This window comes from Brachybacterium sp. AOP3-A1-3 (genome assembly GCF_052378285.1).
GTDB lineage: Bacteria > Actinomycetota > Actinomycetes > Actinomycetales > Dermabacteraceae > Brachybacterium.
Window position 1 is genome coordinate 94,086 of sequence record NZ_JBQSXM010000009.1, and the last position, 23,847, is coordinate 117,932.

The following is a 23,847-nucleotide window of genomic DNA, read 5'->3' on the forward strand; positions in this document are numbered from 1 at the left end:
CTCGCCCGAGGCGGCGATCCCTGGTGCTTCCGATTTTTTGTGCCCGACGGCGGCGACTTCCTGACCGACGAGGAGATCTCCCGTGATCACCGATGGCCTGCTGATGCTCGGAGTCCTGCTGGGACTGTCGTGCGTGCTGATCGTGCTCGAGCGCACGACCGGCTGGAAACTGTTCAAGTTCGTGCCCGGCATGGTGCTGATGTACCTGCTGTGCGCGGCTCTCAACACGCTCGGCGTGTTCGGCGACGACGAGGCGACCCGCGAGCCCATCGCCCAGGTCAAGACCGTGCTGCTGCCAGCGATGATCCTGCTGTTCCTGTTCGGCTGCGATCTGCGCAAGATCATCAAGCTCGGCCCGAAGCTGCTGCTGACGTACTTCGTCGCCGCAGCCTCGCTGTTCCTGGGGATGGTCGGGGTGTACGTCGTCTTCCAGAGCTTCGTGCACACCGAGGCCTGGAAGGTGTTCGGCGCCCTGCTGGCCTCCTGGACCGGCGGCAGCGCCAACATGGTCGCCGTGCAGGACATCCTGCAGGCACCGGAGTCGATCTTCGGCTATGCCCTGATCACCGACACGATCATCTACTCCGTCTGGCTGATGGCGATGTTCGCCTCGGTCGCCGTGTCCCCCAAGTTCAACAAGTGGACCAAGGCGGACACCTCCTACCTCGACGCCCATGAAGGAGCCTATGAGACCGACAAGAAGCCGGTCACCGCCACCTCGCTGTCGATCGTCGTGTTCGGCTCGATCTTCGTCTCCACCCTCGCGATCTGGGTCGGCGGGCTGCTCCCGGAGTGGGGCACGGTCGTCAACGCCACCACCTGGACCATCCTCATCGTCTCCGTGCTGGGACTGCTGATCGCCCTCACGCCGCTCGGCGAGACCGCCGGGTCCAGCGAGGTCGCCGGCCTGATGCTGTTCGTGGTGATCGGTCAGATCGCCTCGGGCTCGGACTTCTCCGCCCTCACCCAGGCACCGATCTACCTGCTCATGGGCCTGCTCGTGCTGATCATCCACGCCGCGATCATGGTGGTCTACGCGAAGCTCACCAAGACCGAGCTGTTCTCCCTGGCCGTGGCCTCGACCGCGAACATCGGAGGCATCGCCTCCGCGCCCGTCGTCGCCGCGGCCTTCAACCGTCAGCTGGTGCCGGTCGGCGTGCTGTTCGCCCTGATCGGCTCGTTCCTGGGCACGTTCGTGGGCCTGATGGCCGCCCAGCTCATGTCCGCGCTGTGAGAGAGGGGAACCCGATGACCCAGGAATCCACGCCCCGCGATGCCCCGGCACCACAGCTGAGCACGCCCCTGGCCGTGGTGGCGGTGCGCTCGCACCGCCACCGGGCCCCGCTGCTGCGCCCCTTCGTGACGGCGGCGCGCCGCACCGAGGCGGTCGAGTACGTGGTCGCCGAGGTCGAGCTGGCCGACGGCACGATCGGCCAGGGCAGCGCGGCGGAGACCGTCGCGGTCACCGGCGAGACGGCGAGCACCATCTCCGCCGCCCTGCAGGGGCCGCTGCGCACTGCGGTCGTCGGCGCCACCGGCACCATCACGGAGCTCTCCGCCCGGGTGGCCGGCGCGCTCGACGGGGCCACGAGCGCGAAGGCCGCGCTCGAGGTGGCCCTGCACGACGCCTGGGCCCGGAGCCTCGGGGCGCCGCTGGTGGAGCTGCTGGGCGGGCGCCCCGGAGATCGTCTGCTCAACGACATGACCATCTCCCTCGAGGACCCCGAGGTGATGGCCGGGCATGCCCGCGAGGCCGTCGCCGGGGGCGAGCAGATCCTCAAGATCAAGCTCGGCCACGACATCGAGGAGGACAGGCACCGCCTGGCCGCGGTCGTCGAGGCGGCCCCCGGGGTCCGGCTGCGGCTGGACGCCAACCAGGGCTGGGTGCCGGAGCAGGCCATCGACATCATCACCGGGTTCCTCGCGGACGGTCTCCCGATCGATCTGGTCGAGCAGCCGGTGGCCGCGGCGAACATCGAGGGCCTCGCCCGGGTGTCCGCCGCGGTCGAGGTGCCGATCATGGCGGATGAGTCGGTGTGGAACGTCGAGGATGCCCGACGCCTGGTAGAGGCCGACGCCGTGGACATGCTCAACATCAAGCTCGCCAAGACGGGCGGTCTGCGCGGGGCCCTGGCCATCGCGGACGTCGCCCTCGAGGCGGGGGTGGAGTGCATGGTCGGCGCCATGATGGAGCCCCGTATCTCGATCACCGCCGCCGCCCACCTCGCGATCGCCCACCCGGCGATCACGATGATCGACCTCGACCCGCCGTTCTGGTTCGCCTCCGATGTCCCTGCCGGCGGCTACGTCCAGGAGGACGGCTGGCTGCGCCTGCTCGGCGGGCCGGGCCTCGGGCTCGAGCGCCTCCGAGCCGACGTCGATCCGTCCGGAGGTGATCAGTGACCCGCGCGACCACCCGCGCTCTCGACCGATAGCCGATCGCCCACCCATCATCCCGTGACCTGCGGCCCCCGCTCGGGGACCTGTCGAAGGAGACTCCAGATGTCCACGCACACCCCCACCGTCCGCCTCACCCGCCGTGACGGCCTGCGCCTGGCCGCGACCGGCACCGCCGGCCTCGCCGTCGCCGGCCTCGGCGCCGTCGCCCCTGCCCTGGCCGAGGTCCCCGCCGCACCGGCCGCCGGGCCGGCGACCCTGCCCGAGCCGGGCGCGGGCCTCACCCCCGGCGCCACCGCGCACGTCGCGGTCACCGCCACCACGCTGTGGGTGGAGCCGGGCTCGAACCGTCCCGGCATCGATGACCCCTCGCTCACGAACCCCGTCGACCTCGACGCCTGGAACGCGAACATGCAGGACACCGAGCCGCGACGCTGGCTGACCGGCGAGCTCGAGTCGCAGGCCGTGCTGGGCAGCGAGGTCATCGTCGACGAGATCGACGGCGACTGGGCGCACATCGTGGTCACTGCACAGGGCACCCCGCGCGACGCCCGCGGCTATCCCGGCTGGGTGCCCACCGTGCAGCTCGTGGTCGACGAGGACTTCGCCCAGCAGGCGGCCTCCGCACCGACCGCGACCGTCACGGCTCTGACCAGCACCCTCACCGGCACCCCGTCGGGCAACCACCCCGGGATCGACGTCTCCTTCGACACGATCCTGCCGGTGCTCGGCCGCACCGCGAAGGCCGTGAAGGTCGCGGTCCCCGGCGGGCGTCACGCCTACCTGCCCGCCGACGACGTCGTGGTGCGCGAGCACGGCGAGCAGCCGCCGCTGCCCACCGTCGAGGACATCGTCGCGACCGGCGAGCGGTTCCTCGGGCTGCGTTACCTGTGGGCCGGCGTGAGCGCCTACGGTTTCGACTGCTCGGGCTTCACGTACACGCTGTTCCACCACCACGGCATCTCGATCGACCGCGACGCCGGCGATCAGATGAACCACTCCGGCCTGGAGCCGGTGGAGCGGGAGGACCTGCAGCGCGGCGACCTGGTGTTCTTCGCATCCGAGCCGGGTGGCGACTCGATCCGCCACGTGGCCCTGTACATCGGGGACGACCTGATCATGCAGGCCCCCAACGCCGCGCGCAGCGTCGAGATCATGTCGCTGACCGAGTACGACCCCATCGGCGAGTACGCCGGCGCCCGACGGGTGGCCCTGGCCGGCTGAGCCGCCGAGTCGCGATCCCCACGTCGACACCAGCCCTCAGCCACCCCCTGGCCAAGCCCACCGCTGGCCCGGCCCGGCCCGTCGCAAGAACGGGACCTACAGGCCCGTCGCAGGAACGGGACTTACAGGCCCGTCGCGACAACGGGACTTATACGTGCAGCGAGCCCGCATATAGGCCTCGTGCCACGTATACGTCCCGTCGATGCGGGGGCTCCGCCCGAACAGGGCCGGTCGGGGCGGGGCGCCCCGCACTCTTCGGTCAGTCGACGATGAGGTCGTAGCGGAACGGGTGGTAGTGCGCGAGGTCGTCGTACGGGTAGCTGGCGGTCCGGGAGGTGGTGCCGCCGGCCCCGTAGGACTGCTCGAGGACGTTGTAGCCGCCGTCGACCCAGCCGTTGAACAGCACCACATGCCCGACGCCGCTCTCGGAGTCGGCGTTCTTCTGGAGGATGAAGTCGCCCGGGAGCAGATCGTCCTTGCTGATCGAGTGCGAGATCTCGTAGCCGCCGTCGGGGTGCAGCGTCTCGGTGGTCAGGCCCGTGGGGTTGTCGTCGAAGCGGACGGCCAGGGCCATCGACACGAAGCCCGAGCAGTCCATCCGCCACAGGATGTCGGAGTCCTCCTCGGGGCCGATGTCGAAGTTCTCCATGCTGTACGCCCTAGGGTCGTCCACCCAGAACATCGCCCGCTCGATGACCCGGTCGCGGGTGATCTTCTCGTTGTAGCCGGGGACCGGCGCTGCCGAGGCGGAGGGCGCGAGCAGCGTGGGGACGGCGACGCCGGTGACAGCCGCGGCGCCGGCGATGCCGACGCCCCGGAAGAAGCTCCGACGGCTGGGGGTGGTGAGTGCTTGATCGGTCACGGTCAGTACCTCCGTGTCGTGTGCACGGTCCGTCCTGAGGTCCGGTCTCCGGTCGATCGGACGACGGTGCCGTGCGTGATCGGGCACCTCCACTGTGACCACGGGCACACCCCGGAATGCAACCCCTGGGCGCTTCATCGCGGGATTTTTTACTCGCCGTTCATCGGCCGACGTGCCGCTGGGCGGGTGCCCCGACGAGGGGATGCGCACGACGGCCGACGAGGTCTGGGCAGGGTGGCCTGCCGGTTCAGGCGGCGACGTCGGGCAGCAGCTCCCTCACGAGCGACGCGATCTTCTCGTCGGCCGCCTCCGGGGCCAGCCCCGCGGTCATCACCGCGAGGACCCTCAGCTCATTGGAGTCGGGATCGCCGACGAAGGCGACGTCGTGCCGGTACCCGTCGACCCAGCCGGACTTCGAGCCCCAGTCGACCCCGTCGGCCAGCGCCGAGGCGATCACCGGGATCCGCTGCGCCCGCAGCACACTGCGTGCGAGGTCGACGTGGGCTGGCGTCGACTCTGCACTGCCGTCCTGCTGCACGAGCGCTCGCATCGTCCGGGCGAGGTCCGCCGCGCTGGTCTCGTTGGTCGCGCCCGTCGCGAGCGCGCTCGCGTCACCGATCAGGCGCTCGACCCGGGTCTCCTGCAGGCCCAGGCTCGCGATCGCCTCGGCCACCGCCTCCAGGCCCACGAGCTCGACGAGGTGGTCCGTGGCCTCGTTGCTGGAGCGGTCGATCATGCGCTGCAGGAGCTCGCGCACGCTCACCTGCTCCCCGTCGGCCGGATGTGTGGGGTCGAGGTGGTCGCCGCCGAGGGTGAAGGTCGTTGCGTCGGCCCCGGTGAAGCTGCGGGTCGCGGTCACGGCATCATCGAGGTTCAGGTCTCCGCGGTCTGCGGCCCGGAGCACGGCCAGCATCACGTGCAGCTTGATGGTGCTCGCGGCGTAGTAGGGCTGCTCGGCGCCCTGTGCGGAGATCGCCACACCCGCCGCATCGAGCAGGCAGTGGGAGATGGAGACCTGATCAGGGGCGGCAGCGGTGGGGATCGGCATCCTGCGACCTTACGTCAGCGTCTCCCGGCCGGCGCCTCATGAGCGCAAGCACGCCCCATCCCAGGTATCGCCGCTGGTAACGGGCATATTGCACGGGAGCCGTCTCGAGCTCGGCGCGCAGCTCCGGGACCAGCTCGTCCTCGGGGTTCTCGTCGCAGAAACGGCGGATGCTCAGCCACTGCGCGGCGACGTAGCGAGGGGGTTTTCGCGGTCGGGCACCCGCTGGCCGGCGGGGTCAGACCTCGCGGTCGCGTGCCAGGGGATCGTCCTCGGTGAAGGGCTCGTCCTCGAAGGCCTCGAAGGAGTCGTCGCCGCCGTCGAGCGCCCGGTCGTCGTCCGCGTCGTCACCCTCGGACAGCATCTCGTCGCCGTCACGGTTGCCCTGATCGGCGGCGGCGGAGTCCTCCTCGCCCAGCTCGCGGGGGAAATCGGCGGCGTCATCCGATCGGGCCGCGCCATCGCGCTCCCGATCGCGCTCCAGCTCGAGGATCCGGTCGGCGCTCTCGACACCGTTGGGGCCCGTGAAGTCGCGCGCCTCGTCGCCGGGGTCGGCCTCTGCGTTGTACTGGTTCTCGCTCATGGGATCCTCCGGCCGTGGTTCGACTTCGTGCATCGGATTTTACGCCGCCGGGTGGGCGGCAGGTCCCGCGCCATACGACGGGTTCGCCGACAGCGGGCAGGAGGAGCAGTGGCCGACCAGCTAGCCGGCACGGTGCGCAGGGAGGGCCGGCCGACACCACAACGGGACGACCGGCTCCTCCCGGGTCACCACGGACCCATCTCGATCAGGTCACCTCGATCGCCTGCGCGGGTCAGTCCGCGTCGACCATGGCGCGCCGCCAGTCCCGAGATGCCCCGCCGGGGCGCCGCGCGATCGTCTGCACGACCACAGCGGGCGACTGCTGGGCAGGACATATCGCGAGCCAGCGGCCGTCCGGACCGATCACCCCTGCAGGGGCGTACGGCGCGTTCGACGTCGGCACGCTGTAGCCGATCGATAGGCCATGGTGACGGGCAGCCGCGCGTGCGGAGATCGCGAAGGCGTCACCCTCCACAGGATCGCCCGGCCCTTGCGAGCACAGCAGGACGGCATCGGCGCCCGCGTCCTCGTAGCCCCGGAATACATCCTCGAACAGCACTTCGAGCCCCGACGCCAGGCCCAGCACGATCCCGTGGATGGAGATCGTGACGGCCTCGGTACCCTGCTCGTACATGAAGGCGCCCTTCGTCCGCGAGAGGCGCCGTTCGTCGTACTGCGCATGGACCCTGCCCTGTGGATCGATCACCAGCAGGCTCGTGCGGGGACGGCTCGCACCTTGGGCGCGGGTCTGACTCCCGATGACGGTCCACAATGCGAGTTCCTTCGCCGCTGCGCGCACCTCGGCGAGCTCCGCCTCCAGGGCATCCCAGGCGAAGCGGGTCCACTCCGACTCGGTGATCTCCTCGCTCGAACGGGACAGGGCCACCTTGTCGGGGAAGCTGAGCGTGGCCTCGGGGAACTGGATGAGGTCGGCACCAAGATCCCCGGCGCGGCGCATGAGCGAGCGGACCTCCTCGCCCGCGCAGTGGAAAGCATCGGCATCGGAGGGATGGTGCTGAGGGGTGGTCTGCGCCGTCGCGAGGCGTAGGGCGCGATCGGTGGTTGGATCCGTGGCATTCGTCGGATCCGGAGTGATGGGTTGGGTCGGCACGGTGTCTCCTGGGGTGGAGCGGAGGTGCCGGAGGGCTGCCGTATAGGACTCTCCCGTGCGCGACATGCGAGCGCGCACGCGCTTCTTGAGTGCTCGGTCGGCTGTCATCCGTACTCCCGCAATGCCTCGCATCGGCTCCCCAGCGGCGACGACCCGAGGCACGGGTGTTCATCGACAGCGACCGGAGACCGGGTCCCTTTGCCTCGTGGTGCCCTCTACCGAGGTGCGGGCCCGTGCTGGGGACGGGCGATCGAGGTTCGGCGTCGGACACGCCACGTCCAGAGTAGCCCGCATCCTCGGAGATCCCGGGACGACATCGGGCCCGGCCCCTCCCGCTGCTGCGAGAAGGGCCGGGCCCGATCAGGGGACTCAGGCGCCCTGGTGCGCGATCATGTCGTTCGGGTTGCCGCCCTGACGGCCGGCGTCGCCCTTGTGCAGGCCGGTGATCTGGGCGATCTCGTCGTCGGTGAGCTCGACCTCGAGCGAGGCGAAGTTCGAGACGATCCGCTTGGGGGTCTCGGACTTGGGGATCACCACGTTGCCCAGCGCCAGGTTCCAGGCGATCAGCACCTGGCCGGCGTCGGCCCCGTGCGCCTCGGCGATCTTCGTGACCACCGGGTCGGTGAGCTCGCCGCCGCCCTGGCCCAGCGGGGACCAGGACTCGGTGAGGATCTGCTTGGAGGCGTGGAACTCGCGCAGCTCGGGCTGGTTGAAGTAGGGGTGCAGCTCGATCTGGTTGAGCACGGGCAGCACACCGGTCTCGGCCTCGATCTTCTCGAGGTCCTCGACGCGGAAGTTGGAGACGCCGATGGAGCGGATGCGCCCCTGCTCCTGCAGCTCGATGAGAGCCTTCCAGGTCTCCACGGCGAGGCCCTTGGAGGGCGCGGGCCAGTGGATCAGGTAGAGGTCGAGCTCGTCGAGGCCGAGGTCCTCCATGGTGGCGTCGAAGGAGGCGAGGGTCTTGTCGCGGCCCTGGTCCTGGTTGGGGACCTTCGAGGTCACGAACACGTCGTCGCGCTTGAGGCCGGCGGTCTTCAGCGCCTGGCCCACGCCGGCTTCGTTGTTGTAGCCGCGGGCGGTGTCGACGTGCCGGTAGCCGGCCTCGAGGGCCTGGACGACGACGTCGGCCGCGACGGCGTTCTCGACCTGCCACACGCCGTAGCCGAGCTGCGGGATGGACCGGCCGTCGTGGAAGGTGACAGAGGGAGAGACAGGCATGATGCTCCTCGTGATCGGGGTGGGCGGCACCGAGCCGCCGGGCGGACCCTCCCAGGCTAACGCTTTCCTCCCCGTCTTGACCAGCGCTTTCACAGGTCCACGCCGTTCCCGCGAGCGGAACTGCGCGATCCGGTGCGGTCCGCTCGACGCAAGGCGAGGTCAGGACGCGAGGGGCGGTCAGTGGGACTCGCGCGCGACCTCGGAGCCGCTCGCGCCGACGAGGAAGTCGAGGTCGGCGCCGGTGTCCGCCTGCTGCACGTGGTCGACGTACAGCCGCTCCCACCCTCGGGTCGGCGCGGCGAACGCCCCGGTCATCGCGGCCGACGGCTCACGCGCCGCGAGCTCCTCCGCACTGAGCTCCACGTCGAGGCGGCGCCCGGCCACGTCCAGCACGATCCAGTCGCCGCTGCGCACGAGCCCGAGCGGCCCGCCGGCGGCGGCCTCAGGGGCTACGTGCAGCACCACGGTGCCGTAGGCGGTGCCGGACATGCGGCCGTCGCAGATGCGCACCATGTCCCGCACGCCCTGCTCGAGGAGCTTGGTGGGCAGGGGCATGTTGGAGACCTCGGGCATGCCCGGGTAGCCCTTGGGGCCGCAGCCGCGCAGAATCATCACGGAGTCCGCGTCGACCTCGAGCTCAGGGTCGTCGATGCGCTCGTGGAAGTCCTCGATGCTGTCGAACACGAGGGCCCGCCCCCGGTGCTGGAGCAGCTCGGGGGTGGCGGCGGCGGGCTTGATGATCGCGCCGTCGGGGGCGAGGTTGCCGCGCAGCAGGGCGATGCCGGCGTCGTCCTGGACCGGGGTCTCGCGCACGGAGATGACCTCGGGATCGAAGATCTCCGCGTCGTCGAGGTAGTCCACGAGCGGCTTCCCGGTGATGGTGAGCGCCTCGGGATCGAGCAGGTCCTTGACCTGGCGCAGCACGGCGAGCAGGCCGCCGGCGCGGAACAGGTCCTCCATGAGATGGCGTCCGGCGGGCTGGAGGTCCACCAGCAGCGGCACGTGGGAGCCGATGCGGTCGAAGTCCTCCACCGTGAGGTCGATGCCGAGGCGGCCGGCGATCGCGAGCAGATGCACCACGGCGTTGGTGGAGCCGCCGATCGCGGCGAGCGCGACGATCGCGTTGTGGAAGGACCCCTTGGTGAGGAAGGTCGAGGGGGTGCGGCTCTGCTTCACGAGGTCCACGGCGAGGCGGCCGGTGAGCTGGGCGGCCTCGCTGAGGCGGGCATCGGACGCGGGAGTGCCGGCGATCCCGGGGACGATCGTGCCCAGCGCCTCGGCGACCAGCGCCATCGTCGACGCGGTCCCCATCGTGTTGCAGTGCCCGGCGCTGCGGATCATCGCCGATTCGGAGCGGGCGAAGTCCTCCTGCGAGAGCGTCCCGGCCCGCACCTCCTCGCTGAGCTTCCACACCCCGGTGCCGCAGCCCAGCGGCGCGCCGCGGAAGGTGCCGTTGAGCATCGGGCCGCCGGGCACCACCACGGCGGGGATGTCCACGCTCGCGGCGGCCATGAGCAGGGACGGGATGGTCTTGTCGCAGCCGCCCAGCAGCACCACCCCATCGACGGGGTTGGCGCGCAGCATCTCCTCGGTGCTCATCGCGGCCATGTTGCGCCAGAGCATCGCGGTGGGGCGCACGTTGGTCTCGCCGAGGGACACGACGGGCAGCTCCTGGGGCACGCCGCCGGCCTCGAGGATCCCGTTCTTCACGAACTGGGCCACGCCGGTGAGGTGCGCGTTGCAGGGGGTGAGGTCGCTGGCGGTGTTGGCGATCGCGATCTGCGGGCGGCCGCGGAACGAGTCGTCGGGCGCCCCGCGGCGCATCCAGGCTCGGTGGATGTAGGCGTTGCGGTCCTCGCCCGCGTACCACTGGCTGCTGCGGAGCTCCATTGCTGATCCTGTTCCCACGCTGTCGACTACGCTGATGACTGCCTGCAGGTTACGTCACGCCAGGACGCACTCGTCGATGAGTCCGCAGGTGAGAGCACTCTTGAGAGGATCCGCCCTGATGCGCGCCTTCGTGATCACCGCACCTGGAGAGGGCTCCGTACAGGAGGTGGAGGCACCCCGGGCGGAACCCGGCGAGGTCGTGGTCGACGTGGAGCGGGTGGGCATCTGCGGCACCGACCTCGAGTTCCACACGGGCCACATGGCCTACCTCCGCTCCGGGCACGCCCGCTATCCGATGCGCATGGGCCACGAGTGGATGGGCACCGTCTCCGCGGTCGGCGACGGGGTCGATCCGGGATGGATCGGCCGACGGGTCATGGGCGACACGATGCTGGGCTGCGGGCACTGCCGACGCTGCCTGCGCGGGAACCAGCACGTGTGCGAGGAGCGCCAGGAGGTGGGGATCCGCGGCCACCGCCACGGGGCCCTCGCCGAGCAGCTCACCGTGCCCGCCACCTCGCTGCACGCTCTGCCCGACGCCCTCGACCCTGCTGCCGGGGCGATGGTGGAGCCGGGAGGGAACGCCCTGCGCGCCGTGCAGGGGGCGGACCTCTCCCCCGGTGACCGCGTGCTGATCATGGGCCCGGGCACGATCGGACTGCTGTGCGCGCTGTTCGCCCGTGCCGCCGGCGCCGAGGTGCATGTGCTGGGCCTGCCCGGACCGGATCTGGAGTTCGCCCGCAGCCTGGGCCTGACGAACGCCTGGACGCAGGACACCCTCCCGGACCTGCCCCTGGACGCGATCATCGACGCCGCCACCTCCCCGGACCTACCCGCCTGGGCGCTGTCCCGGGTGGAGCCGGGAGGGAGGGTCGTCTGCATCGGGATCGCCGGGGAGCCGAGCCGCCTCGACAGCCGCGACCTCGTGCTCGGGGACGTCACCGCCGTCGGCGTGCTGAGCGCCTCCCCTGCGCTCGAGGAGACCATCGCGCTCTACGCCGCGGGCACCGTCGACCCGCGCCCGCTGATCGCCGCGACGATCTCGCTCGAGGAGGTGGCGGGCGTGCTGGATGGGAACCGCACGACGGGAGCGGGCACGGGCACCGATTCCGGGACGGCCGTGGGTGTCGGCGGTGATGGCGTCGTCGTCGGCCCGAAGATCCACATCGACCCGCGGCTGCATGTCGACCCGGGCTGAGGCGAGCGCGGGCCCGACGTTCCAGCCGCCCAGCCGCCCAGCCGCCCAGCCGCCCAGCCGCCCAGGGCCACCGGTTACCCCGAGGTGCCTGCCCGGTTACTCGAAAGTGCCTACTTCCCTGCAGAGAGTGACTCTCCTACGGTGAGTGAGGAGCCGATCCCGGCCCCAGCCCACAGGAAGGCACCTCATGTCTCGCATCACCGTCATCGGCGGCACCGGCTATGCCGGCTCGGCCATCGTCACCGAGGCCGCCGGTCGCGGCCACCAGGTCACCGCGCTGAGCCGCTCGTTCCCTGAGCACCCCACCCCGCAGGTGACCTATGTCCAGGGGGACGCCGCCGACGAGGCAGCGCTGGCCTCCGCCATGGAGGGGGCCGACGTGGTGGTCGACGCGCTCGCCCCGCGCGGCCAGCAGGCCGGCACCTGGCGCACCGCCCACGGCACCATCGCACGCGTGGCCGATGCTGCGGGGGTGCGCCTGGTCATCGTCGGCGGCGCTTCCTCACTGCGTCCGGTGCGCGGGGCGGATCGCTTCGTCAGCGACCTCAGCGGCATCCCGGAGGAGCTCCATGACGAGATCCGGGACGGGGCGGCGTTCCTCCTGGAGGATCTCCCCGCCACACCGGCGACGCTCGACTGGCTCTTCGTGAGCCCCGCGCTCCGCTTCGGGGCACAGATGCCCGGCGAGCAGCTGGGCCGCTATCGCCTCGGCGACGACGTCGCGGTCCAGAGTGACGGGGGCGCGATCTCCGCCGCGGACTACGCTCTCGGCCTCGTCGACCTCATCGAGTCCGGCGACCACCACCGTGAGCACGTCAACCTCGGCCACTGAGCACGCGACCGGGCTCGGAGGCCCGGCTCGGAGCAGTAGGCGACCGGGCTGAGCGCGGGGCCCACGCTGCCCGCGCTCAGCCCCTGCTGACCCCGAGCGAGAGCGGCCGGCTGGACGGGTCGGACTCGAGCCAGCGGGCGAGCTCCGGCGGATGCACCGTGTGCTCTCCGAGACGATCCAGCGCCAACCACGCCGTGCCGGACTGTCCGGGATCGGGTTCGGTGCCCTCCCCCGGCTCCTCGCCCTCGGCGAGGCCGCACCAGTAGGCGACGTTGACCTGGTGGAACGGCGGGATCGGTGCTCCGTCGACCATGCGGTTCTCCGTCATGGTCTCGAACAGGCACGCCACCTGGTGCACCTCGACGAGCGCTCCGATCTCCTCGCGGCACTCCCGGATCATCGCGGCGACCTGGTCCTCGCCGTGCTCCTGGCCTCCGCCGGGCAGCGCGAAGACGTGGCTCCCGTCGGGGTCGATGTAGCGGTTCATCAGCACCTGCCCATCGCGGACGATCAGTGCCTTCACTCCCAGTCGCGGTGACGTCATGCCTCATGCCCCTTGCTCGTGTCGGTGGTGGTGCCGTCGGCCGCACCCACATCTGCCGCGTTCCCGTCGGCCGCCTCGCCCGGGCCGACGGCACCGCCGGACAGGTGCGTCATGGTGCGCTCGCGCAGCTCGTCCTCGTCGGTCGCACCCAGCAGATCCTGGACCGCCGCCTCGTCCCGCAGCAGCCCCATCAGGCTCTGGAGCGCGGCGAGGTGCGCGCGGGCGTCGGTGAGCAGCGGCATCGCGACCAGGCGGGCGTCGACCGTGCCCCCGGTCCCGCCCATCTCCCCGAAGGCCACGGGGCGGGCGAGGGTCGCGATGGCCAGGCCCGGAACGAGCACATGCTCGGGATCGGCGTGCGGGATCGCGGTGGGGATCGGCGTGGGCAGCCCCGTCGGGTACCGCTGCTCGCGGGCGCGGAGCGCCTCGGGGAAGTCCACGGTCACGGCGCCGGCATCGAGCAGACGGCCGGCCAGCGAGCGCAGCACGTCCTCCGCGTCGCAGACGTCCAGGTGGGCCACGACCACCGTGAGCCCCAGGGGCACCGGCGGTTCGCCGTCCCCGCCGGGCGCGACGTCGTGCGGTCGTGGATCTGAGCTCATGCGGCCTCCCTCATCGGTGACCTGATTCTGGCACCTGTTCCTTCGCGCCATGCGTACGCTGGCCATAGTCGTTCCCGGGTGCATCGTGCCACGACCTCGCCCCGCCCCGGTCCGGCAGCACGCATCTGGATCATGCAGGGCCCGCCCGGGTCCGCCGTGCAGGTCCGGATCGACGTCGCCCCGATCCCCCAGGAGGAGAGCCCATGCCCGCACCCCGCGACACCTCCGTGATCGTGCGGGCCGCCCGGCTGTACTACGAGCAGGGCCGCTCGCAGACCGAGGTCGCCGCCGAGCTGGAGCTCTCCCGCTCCAATGTCTCCCGGATCCTCACCCAGGCCCGCGACCGCGGGATCGTCGAGATCACGATCCACGATCCCGACGGTCCACCCCGCCGCGACGAGGCCCTCGAGACCGCGCTGCGTTCGGCGTTCTCCCTGCGTGAGGCCCATGTGGTCTCCGCGCCGCGCACCCCGGGGATCGACGCGGTGGCCCGCGAGGGCGCCGCCGTGATCACCGAGCGGGCCGCGCACGTGGGCAGCATCGGCATCTCGTGGGGCCAGACCGTCCAGAGCGTCGTCACCGAGCTGGAGGCCCAGCATCTGCGGCCGACGCCGCGCGTGCTCCCCCTGGTCGGCGGGCACAGCTCCCTGGACCAGTTCGACTCCGGCGAGTCCGTGGTGCGCGTGCTCGCCTCCCGGCTCGGAGCCCGCGCCGAGACGCTCTACGCGCCCGCGGTGCTCGAATCGGCGACGACGGTGAGCACTCTGCGCGCCGAGTCCAGCATCGGCTCGGTGCTCGAGGCCGCCGCCCAGGTGGAGCTCGCCGTGGTGGGCATCGGCTCGCTGGGGGTGCACTCCTCCCCGAAGGTGCTGGACCTGATGGCGCTCAGCGACGCCGAGCGGGCCGCCTTCGAGGCGCAGGATCCAGTGGGAGACGTGTGCGGGCGGTTCATCGACGCGCACGGGATCCCGCTCGGGGCGCCGACGGACCAGCGGGTGCTCGCCGTGACCTTCTCCGAGCTGCTGCGGATCCCCGAGGTGCTGGGCGTCGCCGCCGGGGTGGAGCGGGCACCCGGTGTGCTCGGCGTGCTGCGCAGCGGCGTCATCGACACGGCCGTGTTCGACACCGACCTGGCCCGCGAGCTCCTCGCCCGCGTCTGACAGGCCAGCCCGTGGACAGACGACAGGAAGCAGCACTGATGGCCCAGAACGACAACGCAGCTCGTGTACCGGCCGACGTCCGCGACTGGGTCTCCTCGCAGCTGGGTGAGGTCATCGATGCCCTCGACACTTCGTGGCCCCGGGAGAATTCGCGGGTCTGGTGCGTCACTTCGAGCGCAGGAACGGCGTACGTGAAGATCTCCCCGAGCGCTTCCGATTTCACGCAGGAAGTCGCCGGCTACTCCTACGCAGAGCGTGCCCTGGCCGAATCGGAAAGACCCCGGCTGCTCAGCACTCATGACGGCCTCAAAGCGCTTCTCAGCTCGCCTCAGCCCGGGGTCGTCATGCGGGGACTGCCCCTCGAACCGGCTGACGAGCTGAGTGCCCACACGGAGGCGGGGCGTCTGCTGCGTCGCTGGCACGACCACTCCGGCACCACAACCGTGGAAGATCGCGATGTCGCTCGCGAACGGGTCTCGGAGCTGGCAGACGAGGCTCGGGCATGCCTGCCGAGCATGGCTGAGCGGCTTGACCCGTTCCAGGTCAGCCTCCTCAATGCTGCGGCGAACGAACTGCCTGAGCTGGCAGAGCGCAGTGCCACCGTCATCTGTCACGGAGACTTCTCGACCAGGAACTGGCTCTGGAACCAGTCCTCGAAAAGAATAGGAGTCATCGACTTCGAGAGAACTGGTCCCGGCTACATCGTCGAGGACATGGTGTGGTTGTACGGCGCCCTCTGGCTCACTCGGCCAAGCCTCCGTACGGCCTTCTTCGACGGATATGGCAGGGCACTGTCAGGGCACGAGGAACGGCTCCTCCAACTCTTCGCGGTCCGGCTAGGGGTCTCGTACTGGCACACGGGGCTCACCACCGGCCGCGATGACTTGGTCGAACGTGGTCGGCTCGGCATGGATCTGCTGGCGAAGAACCTCGGTCACGAGGCCCGAGGATGACGTCGCGAGTATTGGTGATCAGCGGCGCGAGCGGCACCGGGAAGAGCACCATGGCAGAGGCCCTGCTGGAGTACACGACCGCAGAGTGGATCTGCGTCGAGGCCGACCTCTCTGCCCCTCAGGCCGCCAGTTCCGTGGACTTCAGTGATCGCGAGGTGCAGCAACGTTTTGCCGAAACGCTTCTGAACTCCGTGCTCGCCTGGCCGGCTGCGGGTTACGACACGATCATCGACGGGCTGCTCCCCTACCCCGTGAGCTCCCACCACCGGGACGTCCTCGATCGGTTGGGCAGCTACGACCTGAAGATCCTCGCTGTGACCGCCTCCGAAACAGCCATCCGGCACCGCATCGAACGACGTGGACGCGGCGACATCGAGTGGTCACTCCAACAGCTGAAGGACATCCACGACGGGGTGCGCGCAGATTTCACGCTCGACACGACGTCGATCAACCTTCACGACACCGCCCCCTTGCACGGGGTGCTCACCTGGATGAATTCACCCCACCCAAGCCTCTGACCTGCCGACGGCACGGGCTCAGACCTTGCGCTTGCGCTGCCCGATGACTGTCCGGAAGCGGGACCGTGCGGGCTCAGGTGAGGAGCGCCGACGATCAGGCCCTGCCGGTGAGGATCGCCTCGAAGTGGGCGGTGAGCTCGGCGTCGACCGGCAGCTCGACGTCATCGAGATGCGTGATCGGGGCGGCGAGTCGGGTCGAGGAGAGCAGCCAGGCACCGTCGGAGGTGGCGACGTCCTCGACGCTCATGAGCTGCTCGCGCGCCTCATGGCCTTCCTTCTGCAGAGCCTCGAACAGCGAGCCCACGCACGTCCCGGGGAGCACTCCCGCGTCCACGGGGGTGGTGAGGTAGGTATCGCCGCGCCGCACGAGCAGCGTGGACGTCGGCCCCTCGAGCACGTACCCGTCGGTCGCGACGAACAGGGCGTCCTGCGCTCCGCGGCTCTTCGCCTCGCGCACGGCCGCCATGTTCACCGCGTAGCTGAGGGTCTTCGCGCCCTGCAGCAGCCAGGGGCTCTCCTGAAAGACGGTCGTCGCCAGGCCGCGGTCCAGGGTCGCCACGCGGATCCCGGCGCGGTACGGCGCCCAGTCGTCGGAGACGTGGGCGTCGATCCAGCAGGTGGGGACGCCTGCACCCTCGACGCCGCGGGTGTACATGACGCGGATCGTCAGCTCGGGGACGTCGGCGTGAGCCTCGATCGAGGCGTCGACCGCGGCGGCGATGACCTTCTGGTCCGGTGCGGGCATCCCCAGCAGGGAGGCACTGCGGGCCAGGCGCGCGAGGTGGGGGCCGACGTTGATCGGCGTGCCGTCGAAGGCACCGATGGTCTCGAAGATGCCGTCGCCGCGGGTGACCACCAGGTCGGTGATCGACAGCTGCGGCGCGGTGGCGTCGGCGACGTGGAACGGGGCGCTGCCGTCGGCGGGAGCCCCTGCCGCGCCGGGGACGAGGACGAGAACCGGTGCGGGGGTGTCCGTGCTGGACGAGGTCATGGCGCTGCTCCTGGTCAGGGCGCCTCAGGATCGAGGCGGTCGGACTTCCAGGGTAGACCTGTCCGTGTCCTCCGCGAGGCCCCGTCCCGGAGCCTCTGCGGCGAACCGTCCATCGCGCACCCGGAGCATCTGGTCGTCGGCGAGCACCCAGGGCGCGCGCCGCCCCGACGGGCCGACGGGCGCCCGCCCTCTCGCCGCCCGTACAGTGTCCCCTCGTGACCGGAACCGCCCCGAACGCCTCCCCTTCGCCGCACGTCGACGCCTCCGGCGACAGCGCTCCTCGCGCCGTCCATCGGCCCGCTCCCCTGTGGGCCGTCCCCGCCGCTGTGGTCTGCGGGATGATGGGCGCGATCCAGTCCCGCATCAACTCCGACCTGGCCTCCGAGCTGGACGACGGGTTCGCCGCCGCCCTCATCTCCTTCGGCACCGGGCTCGTGATCCTGCTGCTGCTCCTCGCGGTCATGCCGTGGCTGCGCCGGACCACCGGCCGGTTCTGGCGGGAGCTGCGCAGCGGCGCCTTCCCCTGGTACCTCGCGATCGGCGGTCTCGGCGGCGCGGTCTACGTGCTGGGGCAGTCGTTCTCGGTCGCGCTGCTCGGGGTGGCGCTGTTCATCGTCTGCGTGGTCGCCGGGCAGACTGTCACCGGGCTGGTCGTGGATCGGGTGGGCCTCGGTCCCGGAGGCATCCGCCACCTGACCCCGCTGCGGGTGATCGGGGCGAGCCTCATGGTGGTCTCGGTGGTGCTCGCGATGTCCGGCGGGTTCAGCTCCCAGGCACCGTGGTTCCTGCTCGCGCTGCCGATGGTCGCCGGCGTGGCGATGGGGCTGCAGCAGGCGATCAACGGCCGCGTCACCCAGCACAGCGGCCATTTCCTGGTCGCCACGCTCGGCAACTTCGTGGTGGGCACTGCGGCGCTGGCCGTGGTGGCGCTCGTGCACCTGCTGATCGCAGGGCCGCCCGCGGCGCTGCCGACGAACCCGCTGCTCTACCTCGGCGGGCCGATCGGCATCGTGTTCATCGCGATGGCCGCCTATCTCGCGGGCCCGCTCGGGGTGCTGACCCTCGCGATGACGACCATCGCCGGCCAGATCGTGGGCTCGGTGGTGATCGACGCCGTCGCCGCACCCGGGCACCTCACCGTCACGACCGTCGCCGGCGCCGCTCTGACCCTGCTCGCCGCGCTGATCACGGCCTCCAGCCGCCGACGGGGCTGACGTTCCGGTCGGGGTCTGAAGCCCCGGCCTGGCAGCCAGGCTGTCACCGCCCGACGATCCGTGCGTTCCGTGCGTTTGCGACGCGGATAACGCAAGGAATGCACGGCTCGATGCCCAGCGGCAAGATCGGGTGAGGTCGGGAACTGGCCTCCAGCTCAGCTCGTCGGCGCAGGCCGTCGGGCACGCCGAGCGGCCATCACGTTCGACACCGTGATCAGGACGCCTGCGACGGCGAGTGCCCCGCCCAGCACAGGGCTCCGGGGGATGTGCACCGCACCGAGATCTACCTGGCCGAGGCTGAGCGCCAGCCCCGCCAGGCCGATCGCCAGCCCGATGATGATGCCCTGCACCGCGCGCCAGAATCGTTGACGGCGAGTCACCCGGGCCATGGTCAAACTCCTTCCTCGGTGTGGCCGATCCATCCGTGCGTTCCGTGCGTTTACGACGCGGTTAACGCAAGGAATGCACGGCTCGATCGGGGCCCGACCGGAGCCGGAGTCAGATCGGGGGTCGGCCCGACGGGAGACAGGGTCAGCTGGTGTGGAGGGTGATGATGCGGCCGTGCTCGCGCCAGGCGACGCGGAGGTCGAGCGGGTCGCCGGGCACCTCGGCATCGATCAGGTCCACGTGGGCCCCCAGCGGGGCGTCACGCAGGTCGGCCACCAGGAGCGCACCCTCGGGCAGAGCGCTGATCCCGGAGACGGCGGGATCCTGCAGGGGAACGGAGGCGCTCTCGCCTGCGGCGCCGTCCGCTGCCGCATCAGCCTTCGCGTCAGCCTCCTCCTCGTCGTCGTCCTCCCCGACGAGCGCGGTGAAGAGGTACAGGTCGATGAGCTCCTGGGCGGCCTCCGTGCGGGCCACGCCCTTGGGGTCGGACTCGTCGCCGCGCAGCGCCAGGGCGTTCAGCGTGGCGTCGAGGGCGTCGGCGAAGCGCTCCAGGTAGGCGATGAGATCGGGGGCGGCCAGGCGCAGGGCCAGGTCCTCCCCGATGCCGTAGACGACGCCCGGGGCACCGTCGTCGTCGATTGTGAGGACCACGGCCGCCTCGGGCGTCTCGTACAGCGGGTAGAAGGTGGTGGCCGCCCCCAGCAGCGTGTACGGGCCCACGTCGGTGCGGTCCTCGATCACCAGGTTCAGCACCGGGATGCCGCGCAGCTCGATGCCGCTGAGCTCGTCGAGGATCTGCTCGAGGGCGGGCGGCGGATCTGCGGCGATCTCCTCCTCGTTCACGGCGAGGCCCGGAACGAGGGTGACGTCCGGTTCATGGGTGCGGGCCAGCGAGGAGATCCGGTCCAGGACAGGGCGTGCCGTCAGCAGCGGAATCGCGGGGGCCTCGGTGGGCCAGGGCAGGGAGGAGGGCATCGGAGTACTCACCCCGTCATCGTGGCACAGCGCGCCGAGCGCGGACCCTCGTCGGGCGCCGATCCGCGCTGGGCGTACCTCCGACGGCCGGCAGCACACAGTCAGCCGCCGCCCCGCAGCAATGTTCCACGGCCGCCGACGGACGTGCTCAGCCGGCCAGACGTCGGGCCGCGCCGCCGGGTCTGGCCAGGGAGGTCGCGGCCCGGGCACGCTCGGGATGCTCCGCCCGGTAGGCGTCGAGCCAGCGGACGGCGAAGTCCTGCGCGTCGTTAGTCGGGACCAGCGCCCAGACGCTGCCCCCGAAGCCGGCTCCGAAGGCGCTCGCGGCCTGCGCTCCGAGCCCGCGGGCGAGGCGCTGCAGCGACACGGTCTCGGGAACCTGGTTGCGCAGTCCGTCCTCGGCGCCGGCCTGGGATTCGTCGACCAGGCGCCCGAACTCGGCGAGGTCGCCGTCCTCGAGCGCGACCGACGCGGCGGGGATGATCCGCTCGGACTCGGTGAGGAACTGTTCGAAGCGGCCGGCGAGGTAGTCGTCGGCGGCGACGAGTGCGCGCAGACGCTGCGCGGTGGCGGGCCCGCTGGCCACGGCGTCGGCGAGCGAGGCGTCGGCGCGGCCGGTGTCCTCACGCCAGCGGCGCAGGATCTCGGCGACGGCGAGGGAGACGCGGTTGTAGTGGTCCCGGGCGGAGCCGGTCTTCTCGGCCTCGACGCCGCTCACGGCGACCACGAAGGTCAGCTCGGGGCCGAGATCGATGGTGCGTTCGTGGCGCACGGGGCAGAAGGAGTACTGGACCAGGGCGTCCCGCTGGCCGCACAGCATCGCGGTGTGGTCCCCGCTGCCACCGAAGGTGCCGACGCCGCGGTCGCCGGCGAGGGTGCCGAAGCTCTGCCCGTTCTCGATGGTCCCGAAGTACTCGCCGAGCTGCTCGGTGGTGGTGATCTCGCGGGTGAAGGCGGGGTCCGCGGCGATCCCGGAGAGGTCGATCAGGGCGAGCGCCAGGCCGACGACGAGCGCCGAGGAGCTGGACATCCCGGCCGCGAGCGGCAGGGTGGAGGTCACGGTGACGTCCGCTCCGCGGAGCTGACCGGGGAAGTTCTTCTCGAGCCGATCGGCGACGGTGCGCACGTAGCCGCCCCAGTGCCCGTCGGCCTGGACCTCGCGCTGAGCGGCGGAGCGTGCGTCTTCGCCGAGGTCGATGCGCACGGGACCGTCGGCGCCCTCAGAGCGCACCTCCAGCACGCGGTCCTCGCGCGGGGTCGCGGTGATCGTGTGGCCCACGTCGACCGCGGCGAGCAGGGAGCGCCCGCCGGCGTAGTCGGTGTGCTTGCCGAGCACCTCGATGCGGCCGGGCACGAACCAGCGTGCCGCGTTCTCGGAGGTGTCCCGGCCGGAGGTGTCCGGGGAGGTGCCGTCGAGGCCGTCGGCACCGATTCCTGCGGTGAGCGCGGCGAGCACGTCGGTCGACGTCGCGCTCACAGCCGCACCTCGATCCCGGAGAGCGCATCCTGCACGGCGGCGACGTCGCCGCGCGAGGACATGTCCAGCACGCCCACGGCGGCGGGGACCACGGTGAACGCCTCGCCCTCGGCGACCAGCAGGCGCACGGCGTCGATGACCTCGAGCTCCCCGCGCACGGAGGGTTCGATGCGGGCGCAGGCGTCGAAGATCGCGGGGGTGAACAGCCAGGCGTTCATCGAGACGGGGGCCTGCTCGCCGTAGGCGGCGAGGGTGGCCTCGTCGGGCTTCTCGACGATGTCACGCAGAGCGCCGGTCTCATCGGTGGCGACGAGAGCGAAGGAACGGATGCGGTCCGAGGGGATGTTCGACCCGGTCACGAGCGCTTCGCGGTCGAAGCCGACGAGGGCGCTGCCGGGGGCTGCGGCGAGCGCGGCCAGGGCCTCGCGCGGGTAGTAGTTGTCCGAGTTCAGCACGATGACCCGCTCGTCGCCGGCGAAGTCGCGGGCTGCGGCGACGGCGTCCCCGGTGCCCAGCGGCTCGGTCTGCACGGCGGTGGTGACGGTGACGCGGCCGCCGCTGCTGGCCGCGGCGTATTCGCGCAGGACGTCATGCTCGGGGCCGATGACCAGGCAGATCTCGGTGACGCCCACGTCGGCGAGCACGGAGAGGACGTAGTCGAGGAAGGGGCGGCCGACGTCGATCAGGGCCTTGACGCCGCTCGCGGCGACGGCGGCCTGCTTCTCGTCGAGCTGGGCGGCATCGTCCGCCTTGCGCATGCGTGTGCCCAGGCCACGGGCGAGGATCACGGCGCGGGTCACGGCGGAGGGAGCGGCGGGGGGCGGGGAGCTCTGAGCAGTCACGGGGAGAGTCTACGGTGAGGCCCGCACTGAACCCAAAACGTTTCACAGAAGGTCGAGAAGACTCTCCGCAGGGAGCCGAGCGCTGAGTGCTGAGTGCTGAGCGCCGAGCGCCGAGCGCAAGGTTCTCGCCCTTCCTCCCCATCGCATCTGTGTCCACATCCCGTGGCGGACGCCTCCGCCCGGGCGTTTGGTGATGGTCGACTGATTCCATGTCATCGACTCCCCTTGACGAAGCCGAGGAGTACCTGCGCTGCCTGGCCGCGTCCTTGACCGATCCGGCAGAGCGCGAGTGCCTCCAGTGCTACGTGTTCCGGATGCTCGCCTTCGGGTGCACGGGCTCACGCTGGACCCGGCGCTATCGCGATCTGCGGGCCCCGAACGCCACAGCTCTGCTGCGAAGGCTGCGCTCCAAGGGCGCAGGCTGCGATTGCGGACTGTTCATGAACGCCTTCGATCTGCGCTCCGAGTTCCTGGTGGTGCCCATCGCGTTCGACCCCGACGGGACTGCACTGAGATGCGACCCCGAGTATCCCGACCCGATGCCCGCCTGCCGTGGGGTGCGCCGAGGCTCGACCCAGCCGTGCACGCTCTGGCTCGCGCGGTACCGCTATCGGTCCGGGTGGTGGTGATCGTGCCGATCAAGTCGCGGCCGATCACGTCGAGGCCGATCACGTCGAGGCGAGGACCTCTTCGACGGCGAGGGCCGCCGCGTCGAGCTGCGCGGCGTTCACCTCGGCTCCAAAGGTGAACCGCACCGCTGTCTGGGCGACCTCCCGCGGGATGCCGAGGGCGGTGAGCACGTGGGAGGGCTCGTCGCTGCCGGCCGCACAGGCAGAACCGCTCGAGGCGACCACGCCGCGCTCCTCGAGGTCCAGCAGCACCGATTCGCCGCTGAGCCCGGGGACGCAGATGGAGGCATGGGCGGGCAGTCGCGCGGAGCGCCCGCCGGGTTCGACCTCGTCCACGGGAGGTCCTGTCAGCAGCACCCCGTCGCGGGCGGCGAGGACCCGGTCGAGGAAGGCATTGCGCAGCGGCTCGATCCGCGCGACCTTCTCCTCCCGCTCTGCCTCGGAGAGCTCCAGCGCGACGGCGAGCGCGACGGCGAAGGCCACGTTCTCGGTACCGGAGTGTCGGCCGTTCTCCTGGCCGCCGCCGTGGATCAGGGGCTCCAGCGGCAGTCGTCCCCGGATCGCCGCGGCGCCGATCCCCTTGGGAGCGCCGAGCTTGTGCCCCGAGATCGTCAGCGCGTCGGCACCGAGATCGCGGAGGTCGACCCAGCCCGCGGCCTGGACCGCATCGGTGTGCAGGAGTGCCCCGGCCTCGTGGGCGACCGCGGCGAGGGCGGGGATGTCGGCGATCGCGCCGATCTCGTTGTTCGCCAGGGCGAGGGAGACCAGAGTGGTGTCCGAGCGCAGCACGGCGCGCAGTGCCTCGGGGGTGACGATCCCGTCGGCCCCGACGTCGACGAAGGAGACCTCGAAGCCGTGCGCCCGCTGCAGGAAGCTGATGCTCTCGAGCACCGCCTCATGCTCGGTGGGCGCGGTGACCAGGTGCTTCCCGCGAGGGGTGGCGAGCGCGAGCCCCTTGATCGCAAGGTTCGCGGCCTCGGTGCCGCCGGCGGTGAAGACGATGTCGCTGCGCCTGGCGCCGAGCACCGCGGCGACCCGTCGGCGGGCGTCCTCGAGACCGGCCGCGGCCGACTCCCCCACGCTGTGGTGGCTCGAGGGATTGCCGAAGATGCCGGTCAGATACGGCCAAGCGGCCTCGAGAGCCTCACGGCGCACCGGGGTCGTGGCGGCGGTGTCGAGATAGAGCATGACCGGA

At 71.1% G+C, this 23,847-nt stretch carries 24 protein-coding genes; 10 read left to right on the forward strand and 14 right to left on the reverse strand.

The features are described 5' to 3' along the window. Positions 1-82: 82 nt before the first annotated feature. From ACT3T5_RS13205 to ACT3T5_RS13215, 3 genes are all read left to right on the forward strand, one after another. Positions 83-1,234, forward strand: coding sequence for a DUF819 family protein (locus ACT3T5_RS13205; RefSeq protein WP_444578352.1), 1,152 nt, complete (start codon positions 83-85; stop codon positions 1,232-1,234). A gap of 14 nt (positions 1,235-1,248) precedes the next feature. Further along, positions 1,249-2,403 carry a dipeptide epimerase gene (locus ACT3T5_RS13210; RefSeq protein WP_193116595.1) on the forward strand — a complete coding sequence of 385 codons (1,155 nt, stop codon included), beginning with the start codon at positions 1,249-1,251 and terminating at the stop codon, positions 2,401-2,403. 99 nt (positions 2,404-2,502) lie between these two features. Further along, the gene (locus tag ACT3T5_RS13215; protein WP_193116594.1) at positions 2,503-3,621 is read left to right on the forward strand and encodes a C40 family peptidase; all 1,119 of its coding nucleotides are present in this window, start codon (positions 2,503-2,505) and stop codon (positions 3,619-3,621) included. A gap of 259 nt (positions 3,622-3,880) precedes the next feature. Here the strand turns inward: ACT3T5_RS13215 and ACT3T5_RS13220 are convergent, their stop codons facing one another. The 6 genes from ACT3T5_RS13220 to ACT3T5_RS13245 all read right to left on the reverse strand — a co-directional run bounded on the left by ACT3T5_RS13220 (position 3,881) and on the right by ACT3T5_RS13245 (position 10,330). Further along, positions 3,881-4,483, reverse strand: a complete 603-nt coding sequence (locus ACT3T5_RS13220; RefSeq protein WP_193116593.1) for an NlpC/P60 family protein — start codon at positions 4,481-4,483, stop codon at positions 3,881-3,883. 247 nt (positions 4,484-4,730) lie between these two features. Further along, positions 4,731-5,531: a serine hydrolase gene (locus ACT3T5_RS13225; protein ID WP_193116592.1), complete on the reverse strand. Its 801-nt coding sequence runs from the start codon at positions 5,529-5,531 to the stop codon at positions 4,731-4,733. Positions 5,532-5,766: 235 nt separating this feature from the next. Continuing rightward, entirely contained in the window at positions 5,767-6,111 is a 345-nt protein-coding gene (locus tag ACT3T5_RS13230; protein WP_193116591.1) for a hypothetical protein, read from the reverse strand. A 232-nt stretch (positions 6,112-6,343) separates the two neighbouring features. Then, a complete protein-coding gene (locus ACT3T5_RS13235; protein WP_193116590.1) occupies positions 6,344-7,222 on the reverse strand; it encodes a carbon-nitrogen hydrolase family protein in 879 nt (292 codons plus the stop codon). A 369-nt stretch (positions 7,223-7,591) separates the two neighbouring features. Continuing rightward, positions 7,592-8,440 carry an aldo/keto reductase gene (locus ACT3T5_RS13240; protein ID WP_193116589.1) on the reverse strand — a complete coding sequence of 283 codons (849 nt, stop codon included), beginning with the start codon at positions 8,438-8,440 and terminating at the stop codon, positions 7,592-7,594. 177 nt (positions 8,441-8,617) lie between these two features. After that, positions 8,618-10,330, reverse strand: coding sequence for an IlvD/Edd family dehydratase (locus tag ACT3T5_RS13245; RefSeq protein WP_443413164.1), 1,713 nt, complete (start codon positions 10,328-10,330; stop codon positions 8,618-8,620). 88 nt (positions 10,331-10,418) lie between these two features. On the opposite strand from ACT3T5_RS13245, the gene ACT3T5_RS13250 reads away from it, so the two are divergent. Then, a complete protein-coding gene (locus ACT3T5_RS13250; protein WP_444594552.1) occupies positions 10,419-11,528 on the forward strand; it encodes a zinc-dependent alcohol dehydrogenase in 1,110 nt (369 codons plus the stop codon). A gap of 187 nt (positions 11,529-11,715) precedes the next feature. Continuing rightward, a complete protein-coding gene (locus ACT3T5_RS13255; protein WP_444594553.1) occupies positions 11,716-12,360 on the forward strand; it encodes an NAD(P)-dependent oxidoreductase in 645 nt (214 codons plus the stop codon). 76 nt (positions 12,361-12,436) lie between these two features. Here the strand turns inward: ACT3T5_RS13255 and ACT3T5_RS13260 are convergent, their stop codons facing one another. Both ACT3T5_RS13260 and ACT3T5_RS13265 read right to left on the reverse strand, forming a co-directional pair. Further along, the gene (locus tag ACT3T5_RS13260; RefSeq protein ID WP_443337110.1) at positions 12,437-12,904 is read right to left on the reverse strand and encodes an NUDIX domain-containing protein; all 468 of its coding nucleotides are present in this window, start codon (positions 12,902-12,904) and stop codon (positions 12,437-12,439) included. Then, on the reverse strand, positions 12,901-13,506 hold the full coding sequence (locus ACT3T5_RS13265; protein ID WP_444594554.1) for a PTS sugar transporter subunit IIA: 606 nt from the start codon (positions 13,504-13,506) through the stop codon (positions 12,901-12,903). Before ACT3T5_RS13265 ends, ACT3T5_RS13260 begins: the two co-directional genes overlap by 4 nt. A 203-nt stretch (positions 13,507-13,709) precedes the next feature. Between ACT3T5_RS13265 and ACT3T5_RS13270 the strand changes: the two genes are divergently transcribed. From ACT3T5_RS13270 to ACT3T5_RS13280, 3 genes are read left to right on the forward strand one after another with little or no spacing between them, the layout of a single operon-like run. Beyond that, positions 13,710-14,666: a sugar-binding transcriptional regulator gene (locus tag ACT3T5_RS13270; RefSeq protein WP_444594555.1), complete on the forward strand. Its 957-nt coding sequence runs from the start codon at positions 13,710-13,712 to the stop codon at positions 14,664-14,666. Positions 14,667-14,704: 38 nt separating this feature from the next. After that, on the forward strand, positions 14,705-15,619 hold the full coding sequence (locus tag ACT3T5_RS13275; RefSeq protein ID WP_444594556.1) for an aminoglycoside phosphotransferase family protein: 915 nt from the start codon (positions 14,705-14,707) through the stop codon (positions 15,617-15,619). Further along, positions 15,616-16,137 (forward strand): AAA family ATPase, encoded by a 522-nt coding sequence (locus ACT3T5_RS13280; RefSeq protein WP_444594557.1) that lies wholly within the window; start codon positions 15,616-15,618, stop codon positions 16,135-16,137. The genes ACT3T5_RS13275 and ACT3T5_RS13280 overlap by 4 nt, the downstream gene beginning before the upstream one ends. Positions 16,138-16,231: 94 nt before the next feature. Here the strand turns inward: ACT3T5_RS13280 and ACT3T5_RS13285 are convergent, their stop codons facing one another. Further along, positions 16,232-17,128 (reverse strand): aminodeoxychorismate lyase, encoded by an 897-nt coding sequence (locus tag ACT3T5_RS13285; protein WP_444594558.1) that lies wholly within the window; start codon positions 17,126-17,128, stop codon positions 16,232-16,234. Positions 17,129-17,343: 215 nt separating this feature from the next. Between ACT3T5_RS13285 and ACT3T5_RS13290 the strand changes: the two genes are divergently transcribed. Further along, positions 17,344-18,342 (forward strand): DMT family transporter, encoded by a 999-nt coding sequence (locus tag ACT3T5_RS13290; protein ID WP_319021513.1) that lies wholly within the window; start codon positions 17,344-17,346, stop codon positions 18,340-18,342. Positions 18,343-18,497: 155 nt separating this feature from the next. Here the strand turns inward: ACT3T5_RS13290 and ACT3T5_RS13295 are convergent, their stop codons facing one another. The 4 genes from ACT3T5_RS13295 to ACT3T5_RS13310 all read right to left on the reverse strand — a co-directional run bounded on the left by ACT3T5_RS13295 (position 18,498) and on the right by ACT3T5_RS13310 (position 22,023). Then, positions 18,498-18,731, reverse strand: coding sequence for a hypothetical protein (locus tag ACT3T5_RS13295; protein WP_444594559.1), 234 nt, complete (start codon positions 18,729-18,731; stop codon positions 18,498-18,500). A gap of 142 nt (positions 18,732-18,873) precedes the next feature. Further along, on the reverse strand, positions 18,874-19,716 hold the full coding sequence (locus ACT3T5_RS13300; RefSeq protein WP_444594560.1) for a hypothetical protein: 843 nt from the start codon (positions 19,714-19,716) through the stop codon (positions 18,874-18,876). A 136-nt stretch (positions 19,717-19,852) separates the two neighbouring features. Beyond that, a complete protein-coding gene (locus tag ACT3T5_RS13305; RefSeq protein WP_444594561.1) occupies positions 19,853-21,181 on the reverse strand; it encodes a GHMP family kinase ATP-binding protein in 1,329 nt (442 codons plus the stop codon). After that, positions 21,178-22,023 carry a nucleotidyltransferase family protein gene (locus tag ACT3T5_RS13310; RefSeq protein WP_444594562.1) on the reverse strand — a complete coding sequence of 282 codons (846 nt, stop codon included), beginning with the start codon at positions 22,021-22,023 and terminating at the stop codon, positions 21,178-21,180. The genes ACT3T5_RS13305 and ACT3T5_RS13310 overlap by 4 nt, the downstream gene beginning before the upstream one ends. Positions 22,024-22,232: 209 nt before the next feature. Here ACT3T5_RS13310 and ACT3T5_RS13315 point away from each other — a divergent pair, with 209 nt between their 5' ends. Next, a complete protein-coding gene (locus ACT3T5_RS13315; protein ID WP_444578373.1) occupies positions 22,233-22,652 on the forward strand; it encodes a DUF2695 domain-containing protein in 420 nt (139 codons plus the stop codon). Between the two features lie 39 nt (positions 22,653-22,691). Here ACT3T5_RS13315 and ACT3T5_RS13320 read toward each other — a convergent pair whose 3' ends face one another. Next, complete coding sequence (locus ACT3T5_RS13320; protein ID WP_444578375.1) at positions 22,692-23,840, reverse strand: cysteine desulfurase family protein; 1,149 nt, start codon at positions 23,838-23,840, stop codon at positions 22,692-22,694. Between the last annotated feature and the right edge of the window lie 7 nt (positions 23,841-23,847).